This is a genomic window from Phormidesmis priestleyi ULC007, assembly GCF_003003695.1.
GTDB lineage: Bacteria > Cyanobacteriota > Cyanobacteriia > Leptolyngbyales > Leptolyngbyaceae > Phormidesmis_A > Phormidesmis_A priestleyi_A.
The window spans coordinates 69,059-95,330 of record NZ_PVWG01000006.1 but is presented as its reverse complement, the minus strand read 5'-3'; the positions used below and the strand labels follow the sequence as shown (position 1 = coordinate 95,330).

The 26,272-nt window shown below is 49.5% G+C and carries 18 protein-coding genes; 9 read left to right on the top strand and 9 right to left on the bottom strand.

Annotated features, from left to right (window positions below; translation table 11 throughout):
* Window positions 1-31 precede the first annotated feature (31 nt).
* Both pdxA and C7B65_RS07805 read left to right on the top strand, forming a co-directional pair.
* The gene (pdxA, locus tag C7B65_RS07810) at window positions 32-1,039 is read left to right on the top strand and encodes a 4-hydroxythreonine-4-phosphate dehydrogenase PdxA (RefSeq protein WP_073070261.1); all 1,008 of its coding nucleotides are present in this window, start codon (window positions 32-34) and stop codon (window positions 1,037-1,039) included.
* Between the two features lie 232 nt (window positions 1,040-1,271).
* Window positions 1,272-1,463: a DUF4327 family protein gene (locus C7B65_RS07805; RefSeq protein WP_397428387.1), complete on the top strand. Its 192-nt coding sequence runs from the start codon at window positions 1,272-1,274 to the stop codon at window positions 1,461-1,463.
* Between the two features lie 115 nt (window positions 1,464-1,578).
* On the opposite strand, the gene dapF is transcribed toward C7B65_RS07805, so the two are convergent.
* Window positions 1,579-2,427: a diaminopimelate epimerase gene (gene dapF / locus C7B65_RS07800; RefSeq protein WP_073070259.1), complete on the bottom strand. Its 849-nt coding sequence runs from the start codon at window positions 2,425-2,427 to the stop codon at window positions 1,579-1,581.
* Between the two features lie 110 nt (window positions 2,428-2,537).
* Between dapF and C7B65_RS07795 the strand changes: the two genes are divergently transcribed.
* Entirely contained in the window at window positions 2,538-2,753 is a 216-nt protein-coding gene (locus tag C7B65_RS07795; RefSeq protein ID WP_073070258.1) for an Hfq-related RNA-binding protein, read from the top strand.
* Here the strand turns inward: C7B65_RS07795 and C7B65_RS07790 are convergent.
* Window positions 2,750-5,044, bottom strand: coding sequence for a cation:proton antiporter (locus C7B65_RS07790; protein ID WP_073070257.1), 2,295 nt, complete (start codon window positions 5,042-5,044; stop codon window positions 2,750-2,752). The two genes, C7B65_RS07795 and C7B65_RS07790, sit on opposite strands and share 4 nt — an antisense overlap.
* A gap of 244 nt (window positions 5,045-5,288) precedes the next feature.
* Between C7B65_RS07790 and C7B65_RS07785 the strand changes: the two genes are divergently transcribed.
* Complete coding sequence (locus C7B65_RS07785; protein ID WP_073070256.1) at window positions 5,289-5,834, top strand: late competence development ComFB family protein; 546 nt, start codon at window positions 5,289-5,291, stop codon at window positions 5,832-5,834.
* Window positions 5,835-5,991: 157 nt separating this feature from the next.
* On the opposite strand, the gene C7B65_RS07780 is transcribed toward C7B65_RS07785, so the two are convergent.
* Window positions 5,992-6,576, bottom strand: coding sequence for a L,D-transpeptidase (locus C7B65_RS07780; RefSeq protein WP_073070255.1), 585 nt, complete (start codon window positions 6,574-6,576; stop codon window positions 5,992-5,994).
* 389 nt (window positions 6,577-6,965) lie between these two features.
* Here C7B65_RS07780 and C7B65_RS27740 point away from each other — a divergent pair, with 389 nt between their 5' ends.
* The 4 genes from C7B65_RS27740 to leuS all read left to right on the top strand — a co-directional run bounded on the left by C7B65_RS27740 (window position 6,966) and on the right by leuS (window position 11,618).
* Window positions 6,966-7,130: a hypothetical protein gene (locus C7B65_RS27740; RefSeq protein WP_181314363.1), complete on the top strand. Its 165-nt coding sequence runs from the start codon at window positions 6,966-6,968 to the stop codon at window positions 7,128-7,130.
* A 176-nt stretch (window positions 7,131-7,306) separates the two neighbouring features.
* Complete coding sequence (locus C7B65_RS07775) at window positions 7,307-7,966, top strand: sigma-70 family RNA polymerase sigma factor (RefSeq protein ID WP_073070253.1); 660 nt, start codon at window positions 7,307-7,309, stop codon at window positions 7,964-7,966.
* A gap of 171 nt (window positions 7,967-8,137) precedes the next feature.
* Window positions 8,138-8,710: an anti-sigma factor family protein gene (locus C7B65_RS07770; protein ID WP_143162023.1), complete on the top strand. Its 573-nt coding sequence runs from the start codon at window positions 8,138-8,140 to the stop codon at window positions 8,708-8,710.
* 358 nt (window positions 8,711-9,068) lie between these two features.
* Complete coding sequence (gene leuS / locus C7B65_RS07765; RefSeq protein WP_073070252.1) at window positions 9,069-11,618, top strand: leucine--tRNA ligase; 2,550 nt, start codon at window positions 9,069-9,071, stop codon at window positions 11,616-11,618.
* On the opposite strand, the gene C7B65_RS07760 is transcribed toward leuS, so the two are convergent.
* The 5 genes from C7B65_RS07760 to C7B65_RS07740 all read right to left on the bottom strand — a co-directional run bounded on the left by C7B65_RS07760 (window position 11,615) and on the right by C7B65_RS07740 (window position 23,453).
* Window positions 11,615-15,154, bottom strand: a complete 3,540-nt coding sequence (locus C7B65_RS07760) for a beta strand repeat-containing protein (protein WP_106253967.1) — start codon at window positions 15,152-15,154, stop codon at window positions 11,615-11,617. The genes leuS and C7B65_RS07760 overlap by 4 nt on opposite strands.
* Window positions 15,155-15,168: 14 nt before the next feature.
* Window positions 15,169-18,720: a TonB-dependent receptor gene (locus C7B65_RS07755; RefSeq protein ID WP_073070250.1), complete on the bottom strand. Its 3,552-nt coding sequence runs from the start codon at window positions 18,718-18,720 to the stop codon at window positions 15,169-15,171.
* Window positions 18,717-20,216 (bottom strand): DUF11 domain-containing protein, encoded by a 1,500-nt coding sequence (locus tag C7B65_RS07750; RefSeq protein ID WP_083582756.1) that lies wholly within the window; start codon window positions 20,214-20,216, stop codon window positions 18,717-18,719. Before C7B65_RS07750 ends, C7B65_RS07755 begins: the two co-directional genes overlap by 4 nt.
* Before the next feature lie 131 nt (window positions 20,217-20,347).
* Window positions 20,348-20,926, bottom strand: coding sequence for a DUF11 domain-containing protein (locus tag C7B65_RS07745; RefSeq protein ID WP_073070248.1), 579 nt, complete (start codon window positions 20,924-20,926; stop codon window positions 20,348-20,350).
* Between the two features lie 43 nt (window positions 20,927-20,969).
* Window positions 20,970-23,453, bottom strand: a complete 2,484-nt coding sequence (locus tag C7B65_RS07740) for a DUF7925 domain-containing protein (RefSeq protein ID WP_073070247.1) — start codon at window positions 23,451-23,453, stop codon at window positions 20,970-20,972.
* A gap of 671 nt (window positions 23,454-24,124) precedes the next feature.
* Between C7B65_RS07740 and cpdA the strand changes: the two genes are divergently transcribed.
* Window positions 24,125-24,922 carry a 3',5'-cyclic-AMP phosphodiesterase gene (cpdA, locus tag C7B65_RS07735; RefSeq protein WP_073070246.1) on the top strand — a complete coding sequence of 266 codons (798 nt, stop codon included), beginning with the start codon at window positions 24,125-24,127 and terminating at the stop codon, window positions 24,920-24,922.
* Window positions 24,923-24,975: 53 nt separating this feature from the next.
* Here the strand turns inward: cpdA and C7B65_RS07730 are convergent, their stop codons facing one another.
* Window positions 24,976-26,268, bottom strand: a complete 1,293-nt coding sequence (locus C7B65_RS07730) for a M16 family metallopeptidase (RefSeq protein ID WP_073070245.1) — start codon at window positions 26,266-26,268, stop codon at window positions 24,976-24,978.
* Window positions 26,269-26,272: the final 4 nt, after the last annotated feature.

Below are 26,272 nucleotides of genomic sequence, written 5' to 3'. Positions count from 1 at the left end.
TGATTGCGCTGTCCTTTAGTTTTCCGTCTTTATGAATCGTGTTCGTTTAGTGATTCCGGTAGGTGACCCGGCTGGAATCGGGGCAGAAGTGACTTTAAAGGCGTTGTTTGATGCGTCTGTGACTGATAGTGCAGAGGTGACGATCGTTGGCAGTCAGGCTCATCTTCAAGAGACTTACGATCGTTTGGCTGCAACCTGCGATCTGGCAAATCCCAGTCGGCTGACTCTTTTAGATATTCCATTAGAGCAACCAATTACTTTGGGAATAGGCAATGCGGCTAGTGGGGCTGCAAGCTTTCAGTATTTAGAATCCGCGATCGCGCACACCCTGGCTGGAGAATTCGAGGCGATCGTGACTGCCCCGATCGCCAAATCTGCCTGGAAAGCAGCCGGACACCTCTACCCAGGACAAACCGAGTTGCTAGCAGAACGAGCCAACGTGAAGCGATTTGGGATGTTGTTTGTGGCAAGATCGCCCCATACAGACTGGCAGTTGCGAACTCTGCTGGCAACGACGCACATTCCTCTGCGGCAAGTGGCAGATGCGCTTACGCCTGACTTGATGACGCTCAAACTTGAACTTCTGATCGAATGTCTAGGGCGATCGTTTGGCATTGAACAGCCGCGAATTGCGATCGCAGGTTTAAATCCTCACAGTGGCGAACAAGGGCAACTCGGACGGGAAGAACACGACTGGCTGTTAGGCTGGTTAGAGCAGATGCGTTGCCGCTTTCCTCAAGCCCAACTTGATGGGCTGATTCCACCAGATACGCTTTGGGTAAAACCAGGACAGGCGTGGTATGGAGCGAATCCACCTGTAATAGCTCACGATGGTTATCTAGCGCTCTATCATGATCAGGGGCTGATTCCAGTTAAGCTGATGGCGTTTGATCGGGCAGTTAACACCTCGATCGGGCTACCATTTATTCGCACGTCTCCCGATCACGGCACTGCCTTTGACATTGCTGGGAAAGGAGTTGCTGATGCCACCAGCATGAAGGCAGCGATTCAGCTTGCGATCGCATTGGCACGAAAATAGGCGCTGTAAAATTTCAGTTAGAAAGTTATAATTTACTGACATTTGTAACAGTTCTTAATATGATTGGGAAGAGTTCACCCCGAAAATAGAAATTATTCAGTATAGGTTACTACAAAGCGCGATTGTAGAAGCTACATAACAATAATTTCCTGACATTTTAAGTTTTGCTCCAATTTATGGCACCAGTTGCAGGAGGGCGATGATGGTTCAACTAGCACAGTACTCTTTAACCATGATTCAAGACGAGGTTCGCCAACTCGTAGAGAAAGGAGTGGTCAACCGCCAGCAGCCAATTTATAGCCTCTGCAAGCACATTCCTTCTCGTGAATGGGTTTGTATGGAGGGCGAATTAGAAAAATGTGATTTTTTGTTGCGCGATCGCATCGGTGATCTGATGGGGCACGAAACTTGGGACAACGACTAAAAAGTTTGAGGGTTGAGTTAGAAAACCAGCCCTACAGATCGTGAATTAAATCCCGGAAGTTGCATCAGGGCATTGCCGTGCCCATTGTTCTTGTAAATAACCGATATTATTTAATTCACACTTCTAAGTTTCCTGCAAACACTCTCGTCGCCGGGCCCGTCATAGCAATTCGTCCGTCGGCTGCCCACTCAATTTCTAGACAGCCACCGGGTAGCTCGATCGTGGCGCGGCGATCGCACCTACCCGTCAGCACACCCGCAATTAGCGAAGCGCACGCCCCTGTACCACACGCTAATGTAATTCCAGCGCCTCGCTCCCACACACGCATTTTTAGATAGTCCGATCGCACTACTTGAATAAACTCAGTATTGATGCGCTGCGGAAAGGCTGAATGATGTTCAAACTGAGGTCCAATTTGCTCTAAAGAAATCGCAGCCACATCTTCCACAAATGTGATGCAGTGAGGGTTTCCCATGCTGACGCACGTCACCTGCCAGGTTTGACCCGCCACGTCTAGCGGTTGGTCAATGACCTTGAGATCGGCATCCACCAAGCTGGTTGGAATCTCTGCGGCTAATAGGTAAGGCATTCCCATATCGACTGTGACCTGCCCGTTTGCTTCGAGCTTTAGAGTCATCACGCCTGCCAGTGTGTGAATCAGATATTTCTGCTTGGAGACTTCGGTATCGGTGGTTTCAAGGTCTGCTAAAAATCGACCCAGACAGCGAATTCCATTGCCACACATTTCTGGCTCTGACCCATCAGAGTTAAAAATTCGCATGGTGTAATCGGTGCCATCTTGCCCAGGTAGAGCAAAGATTACACCATCTGCGCCAATGCCAAAGTGACGATCGCACAGCTTAACGGCTCGGTCAGGGGTCAAACGAAGCTTAGTTGAGGCACGATTATCGACCAAAATAAAATCGTTGCCGAGTCCGTGATATTTGACAAATTCGAGGCTCATAAGTATCGATCCGCAGAATGTGTAGAGTTGCAGTAGGGAACTATAAAGGTGCGGTCAGCAAATGCTACTCTCACTGCTAACCCTTGATCATTTTAAGAAAGGAACTCAGCATGGCTATTGAACTAGATACTGGACTGCCGAGCGTTCGTCAAATTCAAACCGTGATTCGTGAAGAAAAAGAAGTTGAGATGAAACTCGTCACGGGCGATTTGCTGACCGGAAAAGTGCGCTGGCAAGACCACCATTGTATCTGTGTGTTGGATCAGTATGACCAGCCTGTGATTGTTTGGCGACAAGCGATCGTTTACGTCAAACCAAAAGCCTAAAGCTCTGCTGAATCGATGGAAATCGGCAGAATTGAAAGCTCAAATTTTGGCGAGATAGAAGTCGTCGCTTGGTTTAAAGCGTGAAAACTTCCGCACAGCAGTAAGCGATCGCCTGCTTGCACATCTACATCATCGGCAGGAAACCGCAAAAATTTGTTTTCTCGCCGAATTGCCTGAATTTGAATCTTATACTGCCGTCGCCAATCTAACTCCGCCAGGGTTTTGCAGACGATCGTGCTATCTTCAAGCACCTGTATCCACTGACACGACGCATTTTCAGCCGGAACCGCCGCTTCTCCTTTGGCTAACTCGTCAAAGGCGGCTAGCTCATCCGATTCGCCCACAATTAGCAAGCGATCGCCCTGTTCTAACGTGGTGGCGGCATCGGGGTAGTCTAGTTCAGCCCCACCCGCTCGCCGAATTGCCATCAAGGTCACGCCCGTTAACCGTCGAATATCGGTTTCTTCTAACGTCATCCCTGTGAGCGGCGATTCTTCAGGCAGCGGATACCACTTGCTGTTCATCTCCTCGGTTGCGGCTTTTAACTCGCGAGAAATTTCAGCCGACGGGCGCTCAGGACGCAATTCTAAATAGTGCGAGTTGCGAATTTGCTGCACTTCTCGCTGAATTGCTGGCAAGGGCAGACCCACACCATTCAGCAAGTGGGCTGAGAGTTCTAAACTGGCTTCAAATTCTGGCTGAACGACTTCTCTTGCGCCCAACTGATAAAGCAACTCAATGTCTTTTCCCTGGTTGGCACGAACGACGATATCCAGATCAGGGGCAATTTCTAGCGCACGCTTGAGGCAGAGACGAGTGCTCATCGGGTCGGGCAAGGCGATCGCCATCCCTTGGGCGTGAGCAACCCCCGCTTTTTCTAAAACGTGCAGACTCGCCGCGTTGCCATAGATATAAGGCAGCCCTGCTTCTCGGACTTGCTGAATCCGGCTTTCTGATTGGTCAACCACCACGACTGGATAGCCACGATCCTGCAAAAGTCGCACAATGTTTCGTCCGATTTGCCCATAGCCGCAAACCACGACATGATTTTGGGTCGGCAGATCGTCGGCGATCGCTAACGGCACATCACTTTCCTCAAGATATTTTTTGAGCAGTGGCAGAGACTCCGCCCAAGTAAAGAGCCGGGGCACCAATCGCAGCACAAAAGGGGTTAGCACCAATGTGACGGCTGTGGTTCCTAAAATCAGCAGATAGACGCGACGAGAAACTAGCCCTAGTGACAGGCCTTCACTGGCCAACACAAAAGAAAATTCTCCGATCTGGGCTAGTCCCAATCCGGCAATCAGTGCCGTTTTAAGGGGATAGCGAAACAGTCGGACAAGAGGCGTGATGATCAAAAACTTGCCGACAAATACGATCGCGACTAATCCTAAAATCAACTCTATATTGTTCCAGAGAAAGACCGGATCGATCAGCATTCCGATCGACGCAAAAAATAGCGACGCAAAAATATCGCGGAGTGGCTCGACATAAGTGAGCGTCTGATCGGCGTATTCTGCCTCTGAGATCATTAACCCGGCGACAAAGGCACCCATTTCGATCGACAGTCCTAAATGCTCAGTCAGCAGCGCAATGCCCAAACAGATGGCCACAACTCCTAGCAAAAATAGCTCACGACTCTCGGTTTTTGCCAGCAATCTCAAAAGCGGCGGAATCACCCAAATTCCAGCAGCGATCGCGCCGAGGGCAAAAAGCCCAGTCTGAATCAGCGCCCAACCGACTGCCAGTCCAATTTCTTCTACAGGTTTATCTAGTGCCGGGAGAACTGCCAGCATCAGACCGAGCGCCAAGTCTTGCACCACCAAAATGCCCAACATCACCTGTCCGTAAGGTGTGCCTGTTTCATTGCGCTCCATCAAGCACTTCAGCACAACGGCAGTCGAGGACAGAGAGAGAATCGCCCCTAAAAACACGCCTTGGGCTGGAGACGTGACCCAACCTAAGCCAAGCGATACCAGAGTAGTCACCAAAACCGTCAGCGTGATCTGTAACCCACCGCCTCCCAAACTGATGGCTTTGACTTTCTTCAACTCTGAGAAAGAAAACTCAACGCCCAGTGCAAATAAGAGAAAGGCAACTCCAAACTGAGCCAGTGTTTCTACCTGCACAACTTCTTTAATCAGCCCTAGCCCAGTTGGGCCAACCACCACGCCTGCCAGAAGATATCCTAGCAAGACGGGTTGTTTAAGCAATGCAGCCAGCAAGCCTCCTGCGGCAGCGGCAGCCAAAACCGAGACGAGATCGACGATTAACCGGAAATCTTCTTGCACGGGTTCTAAATATTAGAAGAAATATTACAGTTTATAAACTTTAGAATACTAAGTTTTCAGGGAGTTTGTTAAGGGAATCATAAAAGAGCGATCGATCTCTTAACGATCGCCACACCCTTATTGCACAAACTGCATAACTTTTTATAATTCTGCGTAATTGAAGTGTTGTTTGACACAGAATCTAGGGCAGAATGATTCGGGGGTTGTCTATATCAAACTGCTGCTTGGAGTTTAAAAAGGCGCTATGAGTATAGTCAAAATTGTTGAACAAGCCTTACAAGACGGCTATTTGACACCAGCAATGGAAGCTGAGGTGGGGCGCATTTGCGATGCAGCTTCAGAACTGTTGATCGAAGAGTATATGGCTTTAGATCGGCTGATGGGAGCGCTGCTAACAGGCGAAGTCGTAGCAGTTCCCCGAAAGCAATTTATCAATGTGATGGAAGAATTAGTGTTGACGGAGGCGATCGCACGAGTTGCGGAGATCGAAGCGACGAGCGATCGCACGTTAGATCTCGGCGATATTGCGGCTTATGCGCTCAATCGCTTATTGCCGCTTTATGCCACGACTGAAGAAGGTGCAGTTTATCAACGTCAACGAGCCAAAGAAGAACTACAAGGACTCATTGCTCAACAGGTCGGTGCCGCGATCGCTCGCAGCCTCGATCGTCCCGAATTTTTTCCTGAGCGGCAAGCGATCGGCAAAAAATCAAAAGACGAAATTTTGGCGCAAGTTAGCACTCTGCTGCAAGCCTACGCGCCTAACTTTGAGTCAGAGCCAAGCCGATAGTCAAAAGTCTCATCACAATCTTGGAGGTGAGGAGCTTAAGGATCGTGAATTCAATCATATCGGTTACTTGCAAGGTCAATGGGCACGGCAGTGCCATGCCCGTACGCAAGCTCTGGTCTTAATTTAATTTACAATCCTAAGCCCTTTTTTTGCTGTTTTAAGGTTTTACCGTGACGGGTGTTCCGGTAGATATTTGTTTGTAAAGCTTTCCAATGTCTGAATTTCTCATTCTTAAGCAACCATGAGACACGGGTTGACCCACTAGTCGTTCATCGTTGGTTCCATGAAAGCCGATCAGCAAGCTTCCGACCGACCCAAACCCAATCCACCACTTGCCGAGGGGATTTCTTTTTCCGGGTAAAACCTTCTCTCCGGTGATTGGGTGTTGCCAAACAGGGTCTTGATACTTTTGCGACACGCTGGAGGTTCCGATCGGAGTCTCCCAGCCCGGTTGCCCGATCGCCACAGGGTAACTAACTTTTTTGAGGTCTTTCTCATAAACATAGACGCGGCGATCGCTGAGATCCACCACCAGCTTTAAACGTTTAGCCGCGACTTTTGGAGACGGCTTTTTTGCCATTGGCTCTGGTTTAACAAAACTAGGGACTTGAATCTTAGACAAAGCCGTGCGAGGAAGCGCTGAAATTTGCTGCCACTGGGACGCAATTAGCAAAATGCCAGTCCCCATACACAGCACCATTAAATGGCGAGGAAACGTAACATCCTGGTTTTTACTCGCCATTCTGCTGAGTCTAGTCACACTTTTTTGAACTTCAGAGTTTCTTAAAATTGCTCTGTGGAATCACGGTCGCAATTGTCGAACCACGATCGTACTTTACTAATAGCATTCCGGAAGTGATCGTCTCAGCGTGAAGAACAAGGTAGCAGCCCTAAGCGTTAGGGAAGCACGATCGGAGATGACAGACGATCGTAAACTCTCGTTCAAAAAAGGCAAAAACTTCAACGCTTCTTCATAAATTAACCTAGATTTCTTTTCGGAACATAGGGCACTTTATAGGTGCAAGTGCATTCTTGAGGTTGGAAGAGCCTGCTAAAACCGATTGAAGCACTCTTCTAAATCTACAATTTCATCTACTTATTGGTGTGCAGGTCTTGTGGGGGAAAATAACGATGACTGAGAGATTACTACTAGCAATCATAATCACATTCTCACTCAACTGTCTTTTAGGGCTTTCTGCAACATCAGCGCAAGAGACAGCAGGCTCACAGCCGATGCAAGCCATTCAAAAACAAGTCACCATGCTTTTGGCGAGTGCGGCTCTGCATGACAAATAAGTTGAGTCATCTATCAGTAGTCTGAAACCCGCTCTGCCAGTAAAAGATATTTTGCGCCGTGTGCGAGATATGCTGGTGAAACAACCGGAAAGATTGGGAGATTATCAGGGAACTTCTAAAACAGAGTTTGTGTCATGGGAGAAAGAATGTAGGAACGTTTAGAGCGAATTCCGCCCATGAGTCAATCCTTTCCTGTATCCTGGTCTTCGGTTGAGGCAACCGCTTCTCAAACGCCAGTGCAAGCAGAAAAACTCCCTAACTACGATTTAGTTTTGCAGTGTCAGACCGGGCATCGTCCAGAGAAAGCGGCGTTTGCTGAACTCATGCGGCGATATCAGTCTCACGTTGACAAAGTTCTCTACCACTTGGCTCCTGATTGGCAAGATCGGGCTGACCTGGCTCAAGAAGTGTGGATTCGGGTCTATCGCAACGTCAAGCGACTCAACGACCCGATCAAGTTTCGAGGCTGGCTGAGTCGAATCGCAACCAACTTGTTTTATGACGAGTTGCGAAAGCGTAAGCGTAACTCAAGTCCGCTTTCTCTAGATGCGCCCCTCACCTTAGATGATGGCGAATTAGACTGGGAGATTGCTTCAGCCACTCCTGGCCCTGAAGAAGATTTGACGACCCGCGAGTTTTATGACCAGCTCAATGAAGCGATCGCTGACTTGCCCGAAGTGTTTCGCACGACGATCGTGCTTCGAGAGATTGAGGGCATGGCTTATGAAGAAATCGCTGAACTGACTGGCGTTTCTTTAGGAACGGTTAAGTCTAGGATTGCGAGAGCGAGACATCGTTTGCAGACTCAGCTACAGCAATATTTAGATGGAGGCTGAGGTTTTAAGTTCTGATGACTCCTAATGTATTTACAATTTGTTTCTGCTAATATTTCTTGACTGCGGTAATTACTACGACTTGCGTCAGTTGAATTTCTCAGATTGACTTCGGTAGACTAACTTGTGTTGATGACAACTGGGTATTCTCATTTCAAGAGAAGTGATTCCACGATGAACCCTGATTTAGATCCGCTTAATAATTCCATGCAACCATCCTCCGATCCGGCTTCCCCTAAAGATTCGTTTGAGTCAACCACTCTGCAACGCGATCGCTTTGAGTTGCTGAGTGCCTATTTAGATGGCGAGGTGACTGCCGCCGAGCGCAAGCAGGTCGAAGAGTGGCTAGTCGATGATGTCACGGTGCAAAAGCTTCACGCTCGTTTAATGATGCTGCGTCAAGGGTTCCGTTCTCTGCCTGTGCCGCAGCCCAGTCAGCCCGTTGAGCAGACGGTTGAGAAAGTCTTGGCTCAGGTTGAGCGTAGACCAAAACTCTCACTGGTTTGGGGAGGGTCAGCGATCGCGGCTCTTTTTGTCGGAGCGGTGACGATCATTTCTCCGATAGTTAGACCTCCGGCTTCACAAGTGGCAATCAAGACTTCGCAGCCTGCGGTGACTAATTCACAGCCTAGCGTTGAAAGTGATGGGCTATTAGTCGCGCTCGATCAACCCGTGTTGGCGATTCCTAAAGAGGCAACTACTCCCAAAGCTACTACCGGGGTGAAATCGAATAGCTCGGCGCATTAAGAATCGGCTCTTCTAGCTCATAGTCCGCAGTCGTTCAGTCTGGCTGCGGATTGTTTTTATTGCCAACTTGCTTCATCGAGCAAATTACCTCTGTGGTGAGTAGAAAGTGTCACAATAGTTTAATCAACGTCAGTTCGACAGAAGCGGTTCGCTCCGAGCAGCTTTGTTGAGCCGAAGGCAGTGTAAATTCGGGAAGCCCCCTAAATCCCCCAAATTGGGGGACTTCAAGCCAAAATTTCCGGTTCAAAGTCCCCCAGAATGGGGGATTTAGGGGGCAGAAGCCGATGACAACGCAGCGAAAAAGCTCGTCGAACTGACGTTAAATTAAATCGTTAAAGCTTAGTTAGGAGTTCCGATCGTGGAGTCTCGTTACAACCCCGCCGACATTGAGCAAAAGTGGCAGCAAGTGTGGAATCAGCATGGGCTGAACCGGACTTCAGAAGATAGCAGTAAAGAAAAGTTTTATGCGCTATCGATGTTTCCCTATCCGTCTGGCGACCTTCACATGGGGCATGTGCGGAACTATACGATCGTGGATGTGATTGCGCGTCTGAAGCGAATGCAGGGTTATCGCGTGTTGAACCCGATGGGCTGGGACGCATTTGGTCTGCCTGCGGAGAATGCGGCGATCGAGCGGAATATTCACCCGGCAAAGTGGACTGATCAGAATATTGCTCAGATGCGGGATCAGTTCAATCAATTGGGAATTTCCTTTGATTGGGATCGAGAGATTGCAACCTGTTCGCCCGATTATTATCGCTGGACGCAATGGATCTTTCTGGAATTCTTTAAAGCAGGATTGGCGTATCAGAAAGATGCCACAGTAAATTGGGACCCGATCGACCAAACTGTTTTAGCCAATGAGCAGGTTGATGCAGACGGAAAATCCTGGCGATCGGGCGCGATCGTCGAACGCAAACAATTGCGTCAGTGGTTCTTAAAAATCACCGATTATGCCGAACAGTTATTGACCGATCTCGACCAGTTAACCGGGTGGCCCGATCGCGTCAAGCTGATGCAAGCCAACTGGATTGGCAAATCAGTCGGCGCTTATTTAGAGTTTCCGATCATGGGAATGGATGAGAAAGTTGGCGTGTTTACGACTCGTCCTGATACGGTTTATGGCGTGACTTATGTGGTGTTGGCTCCTGAACATCCACTGACGCAACGAGTAACAGTCAGCGATCGCAGAGCAGCCATTGACGCATTTGTTCAAGAAGTCTCGACGCAAACCGAGCTAGAACGGACTGCGGAAGACAAGCCAAAACGCGGAATTCCGACGGGCGGCAAGGCGATCAATCCCTTTACAGGGGAAGAAATTCCGATCTGGATTGCAGACTATGTGCTGTATGAGTATGGAACCGGGGCAGTGATGGGCGTTCCGGCTCATGACGTGCGAGATTTTGTGTTTGCCCAACAGAATGAGTTGGCGATCGTCCCTGTAATCATTCCTGAAGGCGGCGATGTAGCGACTCCTCTAACGGCTGCTTACACAGAGCCAGGTGTGCTGATTAACTCTGCTGAATTTGATGGAATGCCGTCTCCCAATGCGAAACAAGCGATCATTCAAAAGGCAGAACAGGCGGGTTGGGGCAACGCTCGAATTCAGTATCGGTTGCGAGATTGGTTGATTTCGCGTCAGCGCTATTGGGGTGCGCCGATTCCGATCGTCCATTGTCCCAATTGCGGTGCGGTTGCTGATGCTGATCTGCCCGTGAAGTTGCCCGAAGATGTTGAGTTTTCGGGGCGTGGGGCTTCTCCGTTGGCGAAATTAGACGCTTGGGTAAATGTGCCGTGTCCGACCTGCGGCGCTCCTGCAAAACGAGAAACCGATACGATGGATACTTTTATGGATTCGTCGTGGTATTTTTTGCGCTATCCCGATGCTAAAAATGATCACGCAGCCTTCGATCGCACGAAAATTAATGATTGGATGCCCGTTGATCAATACGTTGGCGGCATTGAACACGCGATCTTGCATTTACTGTATTCGCGATTTTTCACAAAAGTGTTGCGCGATCGGGGCTTGCTCAAGGTTGACGAACCTTTTCAACGGTTGCTAACACAGGGTATGGTGCAGGGCAAAACCTATAAAAATCCACGCACCGGAAAGTATGTGATCGCGACTCAGATTGCAGATTTGACGACTCCGATCGATCCTGAGACGGGCGACAAATTAGAAGTCGTCTACGAGAAAATGTCGAAGTCAAAATATAACGGCGTAGCACCCGGAGATGTGATTAAAAAATATGGGGCTGACACGGCTCGAATGTTCATCTTATTTAAAGCGCCACCCGAAAAAGATTTGGAATGGGAAGACGCAGATGTTGAAGGACAGTTTAGATTCTTGAACCGGATCTGGCGTTTAGTCACAGAGTTTGCACCGGGTTCAGGAATTAGAGTTCAGGGTTCATTGAGTAAGCCTGAAAAGGAACTGCGGCGATCGATTCACATCGCAATTAAAGAAGTCACTGAAGATTTGCAAGGTGACTATCAGTTCAACACTGCCGTTTCAGAGATGATGAAACTGAGTAATGCGCTGAGTGATGCCGCGATTAAAGAGTCTCCTGTTTACGCAGAAGGGATTCAGACTTTGCTGCGGCTGTTGGCTCCTTTTGCGCCTCACATCGCTGAAGAGCTGTGGCATCTGCTGGGGCACACCGATTCAATTCATACGCAAGCGTTTCCGATGCTTGACCCGGCCGCTTTGGTGGCAGATGAAATCACGATCGTGATTCAAGTGATGGGTAAAACGCGAGGAACAATTCAAGTTCCGGCTCAGGCAGACAAGGCGACGATCGAGCAATCTGCCCGCGAATCAGATGCCGCGCGGCGACACATCGACGGCAAGGAGATTAAGAAAGTGATCGTCGTGCCTGGGAAACTGGTGAACTTCGTCATCAGCTAGTTAATCTTGGCGCGAAAGCGGATAAACCCATAGGAAGTAGCGGGATTTCCAGATCCGATCGAGCGGTCAACCTGACCCACATTTACCAAGACGGCTCCATTTCCAGGACTGGTGCCCGTGCAAGTGGTTGGAAAAGCAGATCCGCCATAAAAGCCGCCATCGGTGTCACTGCCTCCTACCGGATCTGAGATCGGCGTGGGCATTCCGGTGCCGATCGAGCGTTGCAGCGAATTGATCACGTAAGTCGTGTTTTGGGGCACAAAATCACAGATGCTGACGTTTTTAGCGTCTGCGGCACCATTCGAGAGAAAGTAGATCGTGTACTCCATCTCATCCTGGGGCTGAGGTTGATTAGCCGCTGGAATTTGGCTTGTGTCAAAAGCGCCCCTCAAATACGCTGTGCTTGACCAACCGGGGTCGTTATCGTCTCCCGCGTTGGCACCTGTTGTTAGATCGTTGAATCCATTGATTGAAGTTCCGGTAAACGTGCCAGATGTGGTTTTGCCGATCGCAGTAATCCGCTTGACCAAAACCAGATGCGGGTTTGACGAAGAACTAGCGGTAAAGCTGGCACTTGCTGGCTCTAAATTAGTATCTCCGCTGGCGGTTAACAGCGCTTTGGCAGCGATCGTATTAGTTCGTGCCCCCGCTGTGATGGCTTTAACATCTACAGAAACGGTGCAGGACGATTGGGGAGGCATTGTTGCTCCAGCTAAAGTTACGCTGTCTGTGGAGGTGGTCACACTGCCGTTAGTGCAGGCTGTCGCAGCATTGCTGGGAGAAGCAATCACTAATCCTGTCGGTAGAGTGTCAGTGATGCCGACACTGTTAAGCGACGAACTGTTGTTGAAGTTTGAGATAGTGATCGTGAGTTTGACCACATCACCGATCGTCGCTGCACTCGGAGAGAAAGCTTTTGAGACTCCAGGACGAGGCAAAAATGTGATGGATGCCTTGGCCTCTTGAGGATTTTTTGCGCCTTCTCTCGTGGTGACTGCGTTTGCAGTGATCACATTCGTTAAGTTTCCGGCAGTGGTCGAGGTGATGCTCAAGGTGATTTTGCAGGTGCCGCTCGGCGCGATCGTGCCACCTGCCAACGATAAGCTACTAGTTCCTGGAACAGCAGTTAGCGTTCCTCCGCAGGTGTTGGTTAAGTCGGGCTGAGTTGCGATCGTCATCCCCGTGGGCATCGTGTCGGTAAACTTTACGTCGTTGAGAGAGGCTGAAGAGTCTTGGTTGGTGAGGTCGATCGTCATTGTTGCTGAAGAGCCACCTGCGACGCTCACCGGATTAATCTCTTTGTTGACGGTGATGCCGATCGTAGTGACCCCGGTCAATTTTGCCGTCGCCGCGAGAGGATTGGTCGCTCCCTGTTGGGAGGTAAAGGCATCTGCCGCGATCGTGTTGGTCGCGGCACTGGCTTTGGGCTTAGTGACATCGATCAAAATTGAACACTTACCCGGAGTTGCACTGTCAAAGGCAGGTGGAATAACGCCGCCAGCTAATGACAGAGCGGTATCTCCGGGTTTAATCGCGCCTGAGTTTCCGGTGATGGTTCCTCCGCAGCTATTAGTCAAGTTGACTGGATTGGCGACCCTGAAGTTGTCAGCCGTATTGGACTGCACGAAGTTGTCTAGAAACGCTGCCTGAGTAATCGGGTAGGTTTGAGGATTCTCGATATCAATTCGCATTCGAGAAATTCCGCCGATGGCGATCGTGGGACTGACAAAAGATTTCCGAATCCGAACTCCCGCAGTCGTGATCAAACTGGCGGAGGCTTCACTATCATTGGTGACTTTTTCTTTTGTGACCACCTGCTTGGCTGGAATCGTGTTTTTATAAATGCCTTCTAACGGCACCGTTACGTCTGCTGTAATCGTGCAAGTTCTTCCCGCCGGGAGAGTAGTATTAAAAATGCTCACCTGGTTGCTGTTAACTGGGTTATCTGATGAGGACGAACCTGTTAGGGTGCAAGTGTGAAAGATCCGTTTTCCTGAAACGACGGTCATCCCAGCGGGCAACGTATCTTTGATTTCTAACGCGGTCAGGTTGACGTTGCTGGCTGGGTTGCTGAGGGTAATCGTCAAGATAGAGATTCCGCCTGCTGGAATCGTTGGAGGGCTGAAACTCTTGTCGATCGTCAGCGAGTCTTTTCCCGTTCCGCCACCGCCTGTAAAACTGGTAATGGTGATCGTGTCACTCGCTGCGTTGCTATTCGTGATGTTTTCAGTGTTGGTGAGTGCGTTTGCTCCGATCGTGTTGGTATAGATTCCGGCTGTTTTACCAACCACATCAACTTTGATGGTGCAAATTCCGAATCCTGTAGAGGTCGCGATCGGAATAGTGCCACCACTGAGAGTAACGCTAGTGTCACCTGCGTTGCCGCCGACTGTGCCGCCAGTGCAGTCAGTTGATTTTCTAGGCGTTAGTGCAATTTGCAATCCAGTCGGAAGATTATCGGTTAGTCCAGCATTGTTTAAACTGCTCACTGTGCCATTCGTAACTGTGATTGTCAGGATGAAAACCTGATCGATGTTAGCGGTTATTTTAGAAAAAGTCTTTGCAATCCGAACTCGACCATCGACCTCAATATCGTCGTAAAATGCCTGATCGTTAGTGACTCCACGACCCGTTGTAATTGCGCCTTTAGCAATCGTGTTGCGATATTTGCCATTGCCTGACGGAGCAATCACATCAATCTCGATCACACAGTTACCGCTTGCTGGGAGAGTCAAGCTATTTACTTTAAACGAATTGTTATCGGCGGCAGTAGTGATCACTCCGCCCCCATTTCCCCCAGCGGAACAGACGATCGTTGGATTAGGAGTTCCTGAAACTTTTAATCCGATCGGCAGCAGGTCATCGGTAAAAGACGTACCAAAAATGGCGATCGAGTTGGAATTGCTCAACGTGATTTTCACTCTAGAAATCCCAGAAGGAGGAACCAAGCTAGGTGTGAAACCTTTTGTGCCCGAAATGGGTGAGAGTGTGATGACTTGAAGAGTGGCGCTGGCTGGAGTGAGATTTTTTTCGATGGTTCCGGTGGTTCCGTTAACGGTTTGCAGCGCTCCAACTGGCAACGTGTTGAAGTTATTTCCGGCAGTGGTGGAGGTGACATTAACCGTCACGGTGCATTCTCCATTGGGAGCAATAGTACCGCCTGTAAGTTTGATGGAGCTACTCGTCGCTGCTAAGGTTCCGCCGCAGTCTGTGACCTCGGTGCCTGGAACAATTTGAATGCCAGGATTAGGAGTATCGGTAAAAGTTGCCTGCTTTTGTTCGACTGCCGCCGATGAGTTAAACAACTTGATGGTCAGCTTAGACGTGTCTCCAGGATTAATGATTGACGGACTAAATGACTTGTTAATTGAAACATCTGCCCGTGCTGGTAATGCGAATAAAATGCTTAATAGAATGAAAAAATTAACCCATAGCGAATGCTGTGGTTTTAAAGTAGCGATCGCTAGAATTTTGTGCAGCAGCGATCGCCGCATCTCATTATTATCAGCATTCAATAAGTTAGCTTTTTTGCTCATGGCTCGGTTCTAAATCAGGGGCTGGTTTGGGAAGGTGACGGGCTAGACGGAATTGTGGCTATCGGCTTGACAGTGGACTTTTGCGGCTGGGACGCAACTTTCTGTAACCCAAACCCGTTAAACAATTGGTTGAGCTTGACGGTTAAACCAGCGTAAAATCCGCCTGTCGATCGAGAGCCGTCAAAGTCTCGATCGTTGATTCGTCCAAAGCTATATCCGGCTGCCAGTCTCAGATTGGGCGTGAGGTAATAACCCGCTTCGACTAAGAATCCGGTTTCGCTATAGCCTGCATTCAGTTGGTTGATCCAGCGCGCTTCTCCAACCAGATCCCATTGAGCATTTAATCGGTAAGTGGCACGCGCTTGAGTTAGTGTTACGGTGCTTGTGCCGACTAAATCATCGGCTAGATAAGAAGTGCCACTCCGCAACGCCAACTTGCCATAAAACTCCCAGCGCCAGTTGGGGGCGTAGATTCCCTCAGCGCTAAAGAGATGCTCGATCGAGCCTGTGCCACTGCCAAGCAAAATCGTGTCGGGAATGGTAGAAGGATTCTTACGATATTCGTAGCGCAATAACGCGTTGAATTGATCATTGTTGATGTCGCGATATGCCAAACCTAATCGCAAGGTGGCGGTGTCGCCGAGTCCGATTAGCCCTTGATTGGCAGCATTTGCCTGCTGATAGTTGAGCAGAGCAGTGATCGAGGGCGATAATTTGCCGAGTGCCGCCGCCGTAATCACCGTATTTTTGCCCGATGAAGAACTGCGATGTTCAAATCGCGCACTGGTCTGAAAATTAGGATTGTCGTTATAAGTGATGCCAACACTGTAGTTATCTCCATCTTGTAGTCCTAGAGCAGACGCGCTTTGACCAAATGCAAAAGGCTGTACAAACTGAGTTCCAGCAGCGGTGCGACCGATCAAGCCACCAAACAAATGCTCGTAGGCGAGATCGAGCTTTAAGCCGGGTGAAAGCGTGATACCTTGGTTGACTCCGAAAGCTCCGCTCCACGAAGTGTTCGCGCCTTGCACTCTAAATCCGTCACCCCCGTTGAGCATGGAATAGCGACCTTTAAGCGTCGTATCAGAGCCGAGTTTGTAATCTCCGGTGAGATTAAGGCTGGTGATCGATCGCCCTGCAAGCTGCCCGCGTGTGTAGAACTGTTGGGCGATTTGGGCGTTGATTCCGGGCATGACTTTCCAATTCAAGCCGAGTAAAGTGCGATCGCTATAAACCGCATCGACTTGAGACGAAAGCGTTGTTTCGTTTTGTGCCAACAAGGTGAGGCGGCTGTTGATCGGCAAGGTGAAGCGCGATCGCAATTGGTCAGAACGGCTGTCAAGCAGATTAGGATTGAGGCGATCTGTGCGATCGCGGTGCAGCCAATCCACAGTTAAATCAGCTAACCCAAAGCGCTGCTGTATACCTGCCGTGATTGTGGTCAGAGAGTTGTTGACTGCTGTTCCGGGAATAGCTTCTTGACGAGGCGTGAACAGATCCGCGAAGGTGTTGAGGGGCTGCGGGGCGATGCCTTTGTTGTCTTCGTGGTCATATTGCAGTCGCAGATTGGTTTGGGGCGAAACCTGGGCAGTGACTTGGGCACCATAGCGAGTCTGACCAGGCACAAAGCTGATCGTGGCATTGTTGGCAAATCCGGTGTCGGTGTGACGATAGAAAGCACTACCCAGAATGCCTTTAGCGATTTCACCCTCTAGCTCTAGGCGATAGGCAGAGCCAGTCACAAATCCTAGAGATTCTGAGTTGTTTTGGGAGTGGGCATATTCGGCGATTAGTGTTCCGGTTGAGCCGATCGGAAACAAAGCATCGGCTCCATAAAGCTCAAAGTTGCGGAAGCCGAGATTTTCTTTGAGGTAGGTGGCAGCGATCCAGCTTTCACGGTCAGCCTCTCGCGACAGGTTATATTGCAGCCGTCCTGCATAAATCTGATTGTTCGAGCCGGGTGAATCGAATTGGTAGGTGACAACAATGCGACGGACTAAAGTCTCACCATTTTGCCCAATATCGGTTCGCAAAATCGGCTCTCGAAAGAACAGAGTGCCCCGATCGTAGTCAATCTCATAATCGGCTCCGCGTGTCAAAGATTGACGATCGAGGACAGTGCCGGGACGATTTAACTCCTCGACTTCAACAAAGACATTTTCGCTGCCTGCTACCAACAAGCGACGAGAAAGGAAGTAGTAGCCACTGGTGCCATCGGGCGCGATCGTGTCCCGTTGAAATCCCTGAACATTGTTGCCATAGAATCCACTAAATGCCAGCTTGCCAATGTTGTAATTTGCCTTGAAACCGTGGAGTTGGCGAGTTGTCGCGGTGAACTGCTGCGATCGTCGCGCAAACTCTTCGGTATTGTAGTCACCCCACATCACATAATCGCTGCCTGCTTTGGCGACGGGAGACGTACGCTCTAGCCGCAAAAACACACTATCAGTAGAAGGCGTGATCACTGTCGATGTTGAGCTATCGCCATAAACCGGATAGCTGTTGTCACAGGGCTGCGACGCTCGAAACAAAGCATTCGTGCCGTCACAGGTTTGATTGAGCGGATGATCGCTGTTATAAGCGCCCGTAAATAACCAAGTGCCGACTCGCCCGGTTGCAAACACTGCCGCACTCAGATCGAGCTTAGTGTAATAATTGCGATCGGGCGGCAAAAAGTTTCGTAGTTTGCCATAAAAATCGGTGCCTCGTTTCCCTAAGCGGAGGTTGATTACACCCGTGGCGATCGAGGGACGCAAACTCGTCTCAAAGTCTAGCTGAGTAAAGGTTTCAAGATCTGCCATTGTTGCCCGAATCTGCACCTTTTTGGCATCTAATCCCGATCGCAACGTCGCGTTAAACTTGCCTTGTCTTGCCTGCACTTGAAATCCGGACTGGTCGCGATCAGCATCTGCGCCGACAAACTCACCCGCGTTAGTTGAGAAGGTGACGATCGCGTCTCGGTTTGACACAATGCCCTGTGCGTCTAGAAGTTGCCCTTCGATCGTTGCGGTCGATCGTCCATCTGCCGGAATGCGCGACTCAATAGCAGACACCACAAGTTGCTTCGGAATTCCTCGCACTTTGACTGACGTGGAGGCGACTGAATGCTGCCCCGATGCGGTTTTTGCCTGAGCCGTGAGCGTGTTGGTTCCCTCTTTTAAAGGCACACCATACCAGGTCTGAGTGACGAGGTGCGTTGCGTGATTGGTTTCGGTGCGTCCGATTAACTTTGAGCTAACTGTCTCACCGTTTGTCTGCAACTCGACTTGACTACCTTCTGCAACCTGCAAGATCACAGTAGCGGCTGGCACATCAAGCGTTTCATCAACTTGAGGAGACAGAATTTTGATGTTCAATTCTGTTGATGGATCAGTCGCTTTAGTGTTGTCCTTTGGATTAATTTTTTCTGATTTTAAGCGCGATTTTTCTGGGTTGGAGTTGATTAAATTCTTGATTTCTTGGATCGAAGGAGCGATCGCGTGCGCTGGAGTGGTGAGGGAGAGAGCGATCGAGCCAGCCATCAACGTCAACCAGATTCGATAACAACGGTGGTGACGGCTAATCATTTCTGTTTTGCTCCCTGAAATGGCGTAACCGCAAAATTCATGCGAACTAGAGCGCCCGGTGCAATGTTGACGAGTCGCGACTGGCTATTGCGCTCTTTGACATAGAGATTGGGCGCGAGGGTGTAGCCCAAAATCGAGGTCAGATCCAAGACTCCGGTGCGGTGTCCAGCTAGGACTCCACTGATCGAAAACAGCCCATTTGCATCAGTGGTGATGCGGTTGCCATCATCGAGAAAAATTACTGAATTAGGCACCCCTGGCTCTCCGGGCTGCTGCTCTCCATCAAAGTTTTTATCGACAAAAACGCGCCCGATTAGAGTACCGCAGTCTGAGAGAATGCCATTCCGAATTCGCAAGCGATGCGAAGCCGGGCCGTCTTTGACCGACTGCGAATTATCGGCGCGGCGGGCAGTTGCGATCGCAATATTTTGCCCCGATCCTCGAATCGCGTCGGGCGTAACTTGTGCCGCATAAGCGATGTTGAGAATTTGATTAGCATTAGATTTAATCGAAAGAAGATTGATTCCCGGTGTGCTAAAAGTAATGGTCGAATCGGTTTGAGTAGTTGCGATCGTCACTAATTGCCCCGCTAACTCAGCCCTGACCGATCCCGGCAAAAAGCGAAAACCCAACGGCAATGTGTCTCTTACCGTGACGTTATTTAGATTTGCGCTAGAGAGATTGCGAACGGACAGACGATAGATCACCGTATCACCCGGAATCGCTGTCGCCCGATCGCCCGATTTGGTAATCTGAATTTCTTGTGCGTCGCATACATTGACTGCAATATTGACGACTGCTAGCGATAACCCCACTCGTTCTGCATCTTCAACAGTTAGCGTGCCATTGACCGAAGTAACTCCGTTACTCGTATTGATTGGTTTTCCATCTAGAGCCGTGGCAGTATAAGCGATCGTTTTACCATTAATATTCGTAATCGTTAACTTGATGCGTCGCTGGGCATAAGTCGAGTTGGTCGGCGGATTCACCACCAAAATATAAGACTTACCCACAGTTAACTGTCCCTGACTTTCATCCAAAATGAAGTTGTAGGTGCCGTCACTTTGAATGAAATAAGGATTGCGGTTTTGTGCATTGGGAGCAAGCCCGCCCGAAATGCCGTTACCCGGAATATCGGGGACTTCTGTTTGAGTTAATGGCACTAACCCTGCCAAATCAAGTCCGATCGCGTCGGTGTTATAAACGCCAACGCTAAACCCCTGATAGTCGCTGAGTAGTTCGCCATTGCAGCCTGTAATCTGCCCTAATGGGTCGGCAAGAGACTGGGTGAGTTGATTGGTTTTGCCCGCAAAGCTTTGACCTGATGGATCATCGTAGCGATAGGTGGCAACATTTGTGACGGTTTTCAGGAGTTTTTCAGGAGACGTTTGGGAAACACCGGGGGTTGACAGTTGCAGAATGCTGATGCCACCTGAAAGCACACTCACAGTCAACCGTCGAACCCACAACTGAACTGGGCGATAAAAATAATGCACGGTAGATTGAGCAATATAAACTAGAGTCGGTTATTGATGCCTATTTCAAAAACAATGGCGATCGATTGGGCGATGGCGAGAGGACACGACACTGCCATGTCCCTACCGCGCCTCTCATGGATCTGTCACGTTTACGATCGCACCTTCACCCAATAAGCAGCTTTCACGTCTGCCTTTGGTTCAAGCCCGTTGTTAACGCTTAAACGAATGTGCGTATAGGCTTCAGCCGGAGCAGGACGCTGTTCAATCTGACCGCTGGCTAACGTGACTTTAATCACGGGTTTAGTCACGAAGGTTTTGCCACTATCAATGCTGTAAGTAATGGCGTTATTATTCGTATTCACAACAGTGGCAGAATTTAGTACATAAACCGTTCCGATCGGAATAGGTTGAGTGACTGCGAGATTTTTAGCCGCCCGATCGCCTTTGTTTTCACCTTTGAGTGTGTAGCGAATTACATCACCTGGATTTGCCCCCGTGTTTCCTGAAGTCATAGCTTGCCAGGTTGTAATTTCTTTCCCCTGTTCGTCTTTTTGAAGGTGTTGCTTTTCAGCACTGAGATTCAATTCGACTTTGGGCTGCTTGAGCACGTTTGCGGCGAGGTGATTGCCTGCGTCGATCGCTTTCGCCAACAGCGGCGCTCCGTTAAACGGAAGCATTGAGAGAGTTGTAACGACGGCTAAACCAACTAAATAGGGCTGCTTTTTCATGGGGGTGACTTGCGTTTAGAGTGAGAGAAATGGTGCCGATCGCTTACTTGATTTGACGGCGAAACTTAAACTCTCCGATCGCGCCCGGAGCCAGGGTTGAAACCGTATCAACATAGGTCTGCACGTCTGCACCACTAAAGGTTGCGACGACTGCGCCTGTGGTTGAGTCGGTTCCCGATCCTTTAACCGTGTCGGTCGGGTTGGTGTCTTTGGTTGTGGTAAACCAATTGTTTGGGGCAGTCGTGCCGTCTTCGGTGATCTTCAAGGTGTTGGCAGGCAGCATGACATTGTTGGCACCACTTCCTTGACCGCTAGAAAGGTTTGTGTAAGTAATGCGATACTCGATGATTCTGCTGGGTAAGGCGGCGGCATTGAGGGCTTGTTGTTCGGCAGCGGTTGAAGCTGTGGTGAAGCCAGCGACTTGGGTGTTGCCGTCTGCTTCTAAGATTCGGGCTTCTTTCTTCAGCGACACATAGCCTGTGTAAACTCGATCGAGGGTGAGATTTCCCGGTTCTTTCGTGTTGTCATATTGACCATTTCCATCGGTGTCAATGAAGGCAGCGATCGGAACTGAATAGCCAATGTTTTGAGCCGCATTGTCCCCTAAATTGATGGTCACGCCATAGCTTGGAGTTCCGCCTGCGGGCACTACCACACTGGGAACCGCACCATCTGGCGTGAAGGCTCCGGTTGCCTGGTTATAGGTGAATGTCACCGGAGTCGCGATCGTTCCGGTGCCATCGGAGTCGATCGTGACTTTTGTGCCGTTGGGCAAATCAGTTTTGACGGCAGGTGGCAGCGGAATCAGCACGATCGTCTGAGAACTGTCGCTGGTGTTTTGCACCGTGTTGACAAAGACGACATCTGGCGTTTGAGCATCGGTTAACAGCGCAGCGGGGTCTAGCCCGATCGCAGGTGAAACTGCTTTGTTCGTGAAGTCGTTATTGTTGTCATCGTCTGTGCCAGTGGCATTTGGGCCCTTCGCCGCAGGCTGACCTGCCGGGCCGTTTAATGGTGTGGCGGCGATCGTCAAGACAGTATCTTCTCCCCCGTTAGTCTTGGTTCCTGATCCGACTCCACTGTTTACGCCTGTGTTGGTTGTGGGATTCGTTGGATTGTTGTTAACAACCGTGTTCAGTGTTCCAGGATCGGTTCCATCTTCACCAGGGTTTGCTTCACCTGGGCTGATTCCTCCATTAGTAACAGCGACTCCTCCAGTGGTCGTCGAGTCAGGGTTTGAGCCATTTAATTCATTGTTAGAAGATTGGTCGCCCGACTCATCGTAAACAAGCTGAGTACCTGTTCCGGGAACGACTGCGCCGAGTTGTGACTGACCAAAAACCTGGGCAATGTTGGCAATTTGACCGCCTTTAAAGGTGGACAGTGGATTCACAGAAAACTTAAAGTTTTGCAGCGTAGTGCCTTTAGCGATCGCACCATCAGCAATAAATCCCACCCGTTTGATCAGGTTGAGCGCGGGTTTTGTAGTTGTCCAATCGGCTTGCAGAGCGGTGCTAGTGAGAGCAGTCGTGCTATAGATCGGTGTCCAGCCGCCAAGTGCAGTCGGGGTCACATTACTCAACTGAGTGCCCGCTGGAATCGCGTCAGAGATTAAGACTTTGTTGACGTTAACGACACCAGACCCGCTATCTAATTTGATTTGCGTGGCGTTGAGATCACTCACCACCCCAAACGGAGGACTCGCCGGATCTTCAACTCGCAGGGCTAACTCATAGGTCAGCAGGTCATCGGTTAATAGACCAGGAGTTTTGGGATCGTAAGCCGAGTTCACTTTCAAAATCGTGGCGTAGGCTTGCAGTCTGCCTTTAACCGTGACGACGGCGCTGGTGTCCATTGCCTCTTTTTCACTGGCGATCGACAACACGCCCGGATATTCACCCGTCACCGTATCAGGGTTATCTTGAGTATAGACACTGCCCGAATCTGCTACATAAGGCACTCCGATTTGAAGAGTTTCAGGTGTGGTTTTGCCTAACATGACGGTGGTGCTTGCCCCGGCAGGTGCAGTGTTGTTGACTTTGACTTTCACCTCAACAATCACGGTTCCGTCTTTAGGAACTGAGGCAGTTTGAACTGTAGTAGCACCAAGTGCGATCGGAATGCTGACTGTCGCGCCGTTAACTTTGGTAATCGTGATTGAAGTGACTGTAAAGCCTGTACCGTCGGATAGGGTTGCGATTCCTGGAATCTCAAAGGTGGTGGGGTCGTTACCTTTGTTAGTAATCACAAACGGAACCGTGAAAGTATCATCAGCGATCGGAGCCGTAGTGCTGGGCGGTTGAGCTACAAGCGTGATGCCAGCAATTTCTGCAACAGAAATCGTCACCGTGTTAGAGGTTGCGTTATAGCTGTTGGCTCCGTCTGAATAGGTAGCAGTTGCCTGGTTTGTGATCGGCGTTCCGGGTGCAGTTTGGGCGAAGGCTGACAGCACGATCGGCATCGTTCCTGCTGAAAGAAGAGTTGCTGCAAAAATCTGACGACAAGACCAACGAGAGTAGGTAGACATGATGCGGTTTCTTCTGAGACAAGTGACTGAGAGTGAACTTTTCTTTAAGTTGAATCACTGAAATATAAATATTTTTAAGGTATAAATCAGTAGATACCATTGGAACAATCAGTGGAAATGTTACGAATGAGTCCATTGATGCTTAGGCCTCTTGGATGTGAGGAATTCTTTGCAGTTCCTTTTCCTGCTTGAAGATTGCTCTAGTTAGAGGCTGCCCAGAGGGAATCTCTTTTGAAACATACATTCTTCAAGTTCCGTTAAATCACTGAGAAGACAGCAAGTATTATTTCTGATTGAAGAGCTGAAAATAACGACTAGCGATCGCCCTCACAGGTCTATACAGCTCATCGACCTGAATGCAAAACCAGCAATTTTTCAGAGAAATGATCCCGCGATCGGCGAACCATTAACCCAACTGCAAACGCCTCCGGGGATTCGTCGCAAAACGTGATTTAAATCACAATAATTACTGGGGTAGATCGCACAGCTTCCACGACTCAGGCATTACCCTAAAGGGTGAGAAGGTAGCTTGCTTGTTCTAGTCTTTAGCCTGAGTCACTGATCGTGAATTCTATCTAGCGTCTGGATAGGGTTGCAGACGTTTTAGGACGGCTCAAAGTATGAACAGGTCAAACATTCAATGTCATCGATCGTCCCCCGGTTCAGCCAGTATGATTCAGTCTCCTCTGCTCATTGCTCAAATTACCGATACTCATTTGTTTGCAGATTCCCACCAAGACCTATTGGGAATGCCGACCACAGACTCGTTTCAAGCGTTGCTTGAGCATCTGTCTAGACTGTCTCCTCAACCTGATTTGTTGTTGTTGACTGGCGATCTCTCGCAAGATGGCACACCTGAATCCTACGATCGCTTGCAAACTCTGCTCGCCCCATTAGGCATTCCGGTCTATTGGCTACCGGGCAATCACGATGCTGAACTTGAGGAGATGGAGCGATCGCTAACTCACCCACTATTCTTTCCAGACCGATCGTTTGCGGCGGGCGGATGGCGGTTTGTGTTGCTCGATTCTCAGGAAACTGGCTGTGTGCATGGATCACTCTTGCCCAGAGAGTTAAACCGATTGGATCGAGATCTCAACCAGCATTCAGAGCAGCCGACGATCGTCGCGCTGCATCATCCTCCCTTTCAGATGCGATCTGACTGGCTAGACACGAGCATTTTGCAGAACCCTGAAGACTTGTTTGCAGTGCTCGATCGTCACGCTCAGGTCAAGCTCGTTTTATTTGGTCACATTCATCAAGAATTTCATCGCCAAAGACGTAGGGTTACTTATCTAGGAACCCCTTCAACGTGCATTCAATTTGAGCCGAGAAGCCGTGATTTCTCGATCGACTCCAAAAAACCTGGATTCCGGCTCCTCAATCTCTACCCTAACGGCGCTTGGAACACCCAAGTTAAGCGAATTACCTATGCTCAACAGCTTGATTTAGCAGCAATAGGCTATTAGAATCGTGGGTTAACCTTCACCCTAGCCCTCTCCCCAAGGAAATGCTAGAAATTTTATTCTCCCGGTTTGACGGTCACGATTCCATAGGCGGCGGTTGGGAGATAGGTTTGAGCCGCAGCTTGCAACTCAGCCGTCGTCAGCGATTGAATGTGCGTCGGGTAGTTAAAGGCTGGCTCTAAACTGCCGATTTGCGACTGATAATAGCCATATAAACCCGACCGATCGCTGGGTGTTTCGTTGCTAAAAATAAAGTGGTTGGCGACTTGAGTTCGCACTCGTGACATCTCAGAATCCGTGACGAATTCAGCTTGCAGTTTTTGAATGTGTTGGACGATCGCTGCCTCCACAATCTCTAAATTTTCCACAGGCAAATGAGCCGATACGCAAAACAATCCTTGATGGCGATAGGTCATATTGCTGGCAGAAATGCTAGAAACTAACCCCTGACCTTCGCGCAAATCTTGCACGAGTCGGGATGTGCGCCCGTGTCCTAAGACGTTAGCCAACACATCCAGCGCATAAGTTTGCGACAGATTATTGAGTCCTGGTACGCGCCAGATCATCGTTAATCGCGCTTGTTGGAGACTGCGATCGACATATTCTTGACGCACAATTTCCGTAAACGGACTCTCGGAATTATATTGACTCCTTGTAGGTTCCTGCCCCCTGACTCGTAACCCCAGCTCATTAAAACTATCTTCAACCACGCTAATTAACGTCTCGACTGGCAGGTTTCCGATCGCAACTGCCGTCATCGAAGCGGGCTGATACCAATGGTGATGAAAGTCTCGCATTTGTTGAGCCGCAAGGTTTTCGATCACGGTGGCAGGGCCGAGCACTTGTCTACGATAAGGGAGTTTATCAAACGCCAAATCAGTCATGCGCTGATAATTGCGTCGTCTGGCGTTGTCTTCCGATCGCCGAATTTCTTCTAACACCACAAATCGTTCGCGCTCAAATCCATCGTCAGGAATACTGGCATTCAGCACCACATCCATTTGCAGCGGTGCCAGATCTGCAAAATCTTTAGGAGCAGTGGTGATGTAATAGTGTGTGTAATCCTGGCTGGTAGCAGCGTTGGTGACTGCGCCCCGTTCTTCAATTTGTTTTTCAAAGTCACCGCTTTTGAGGCGAGCCGTTCCTTTAAAAACCATGTGTTCTAAAAAGTGAGCCATGCCGTTAATCTCATCTGACTCGATCGCAGACCCGACATTCAGCCACAGATTGAGGTTGACTGCCTCGATCGGAAGTTGCTCGGCAATAATGGTCAACCCGCTCGATGAGTGGTGAATGGTCGGTGCGTTGAGTTTAGCGATCGAAGAAGACTCGACAAGAATTGAAGTCATGGTT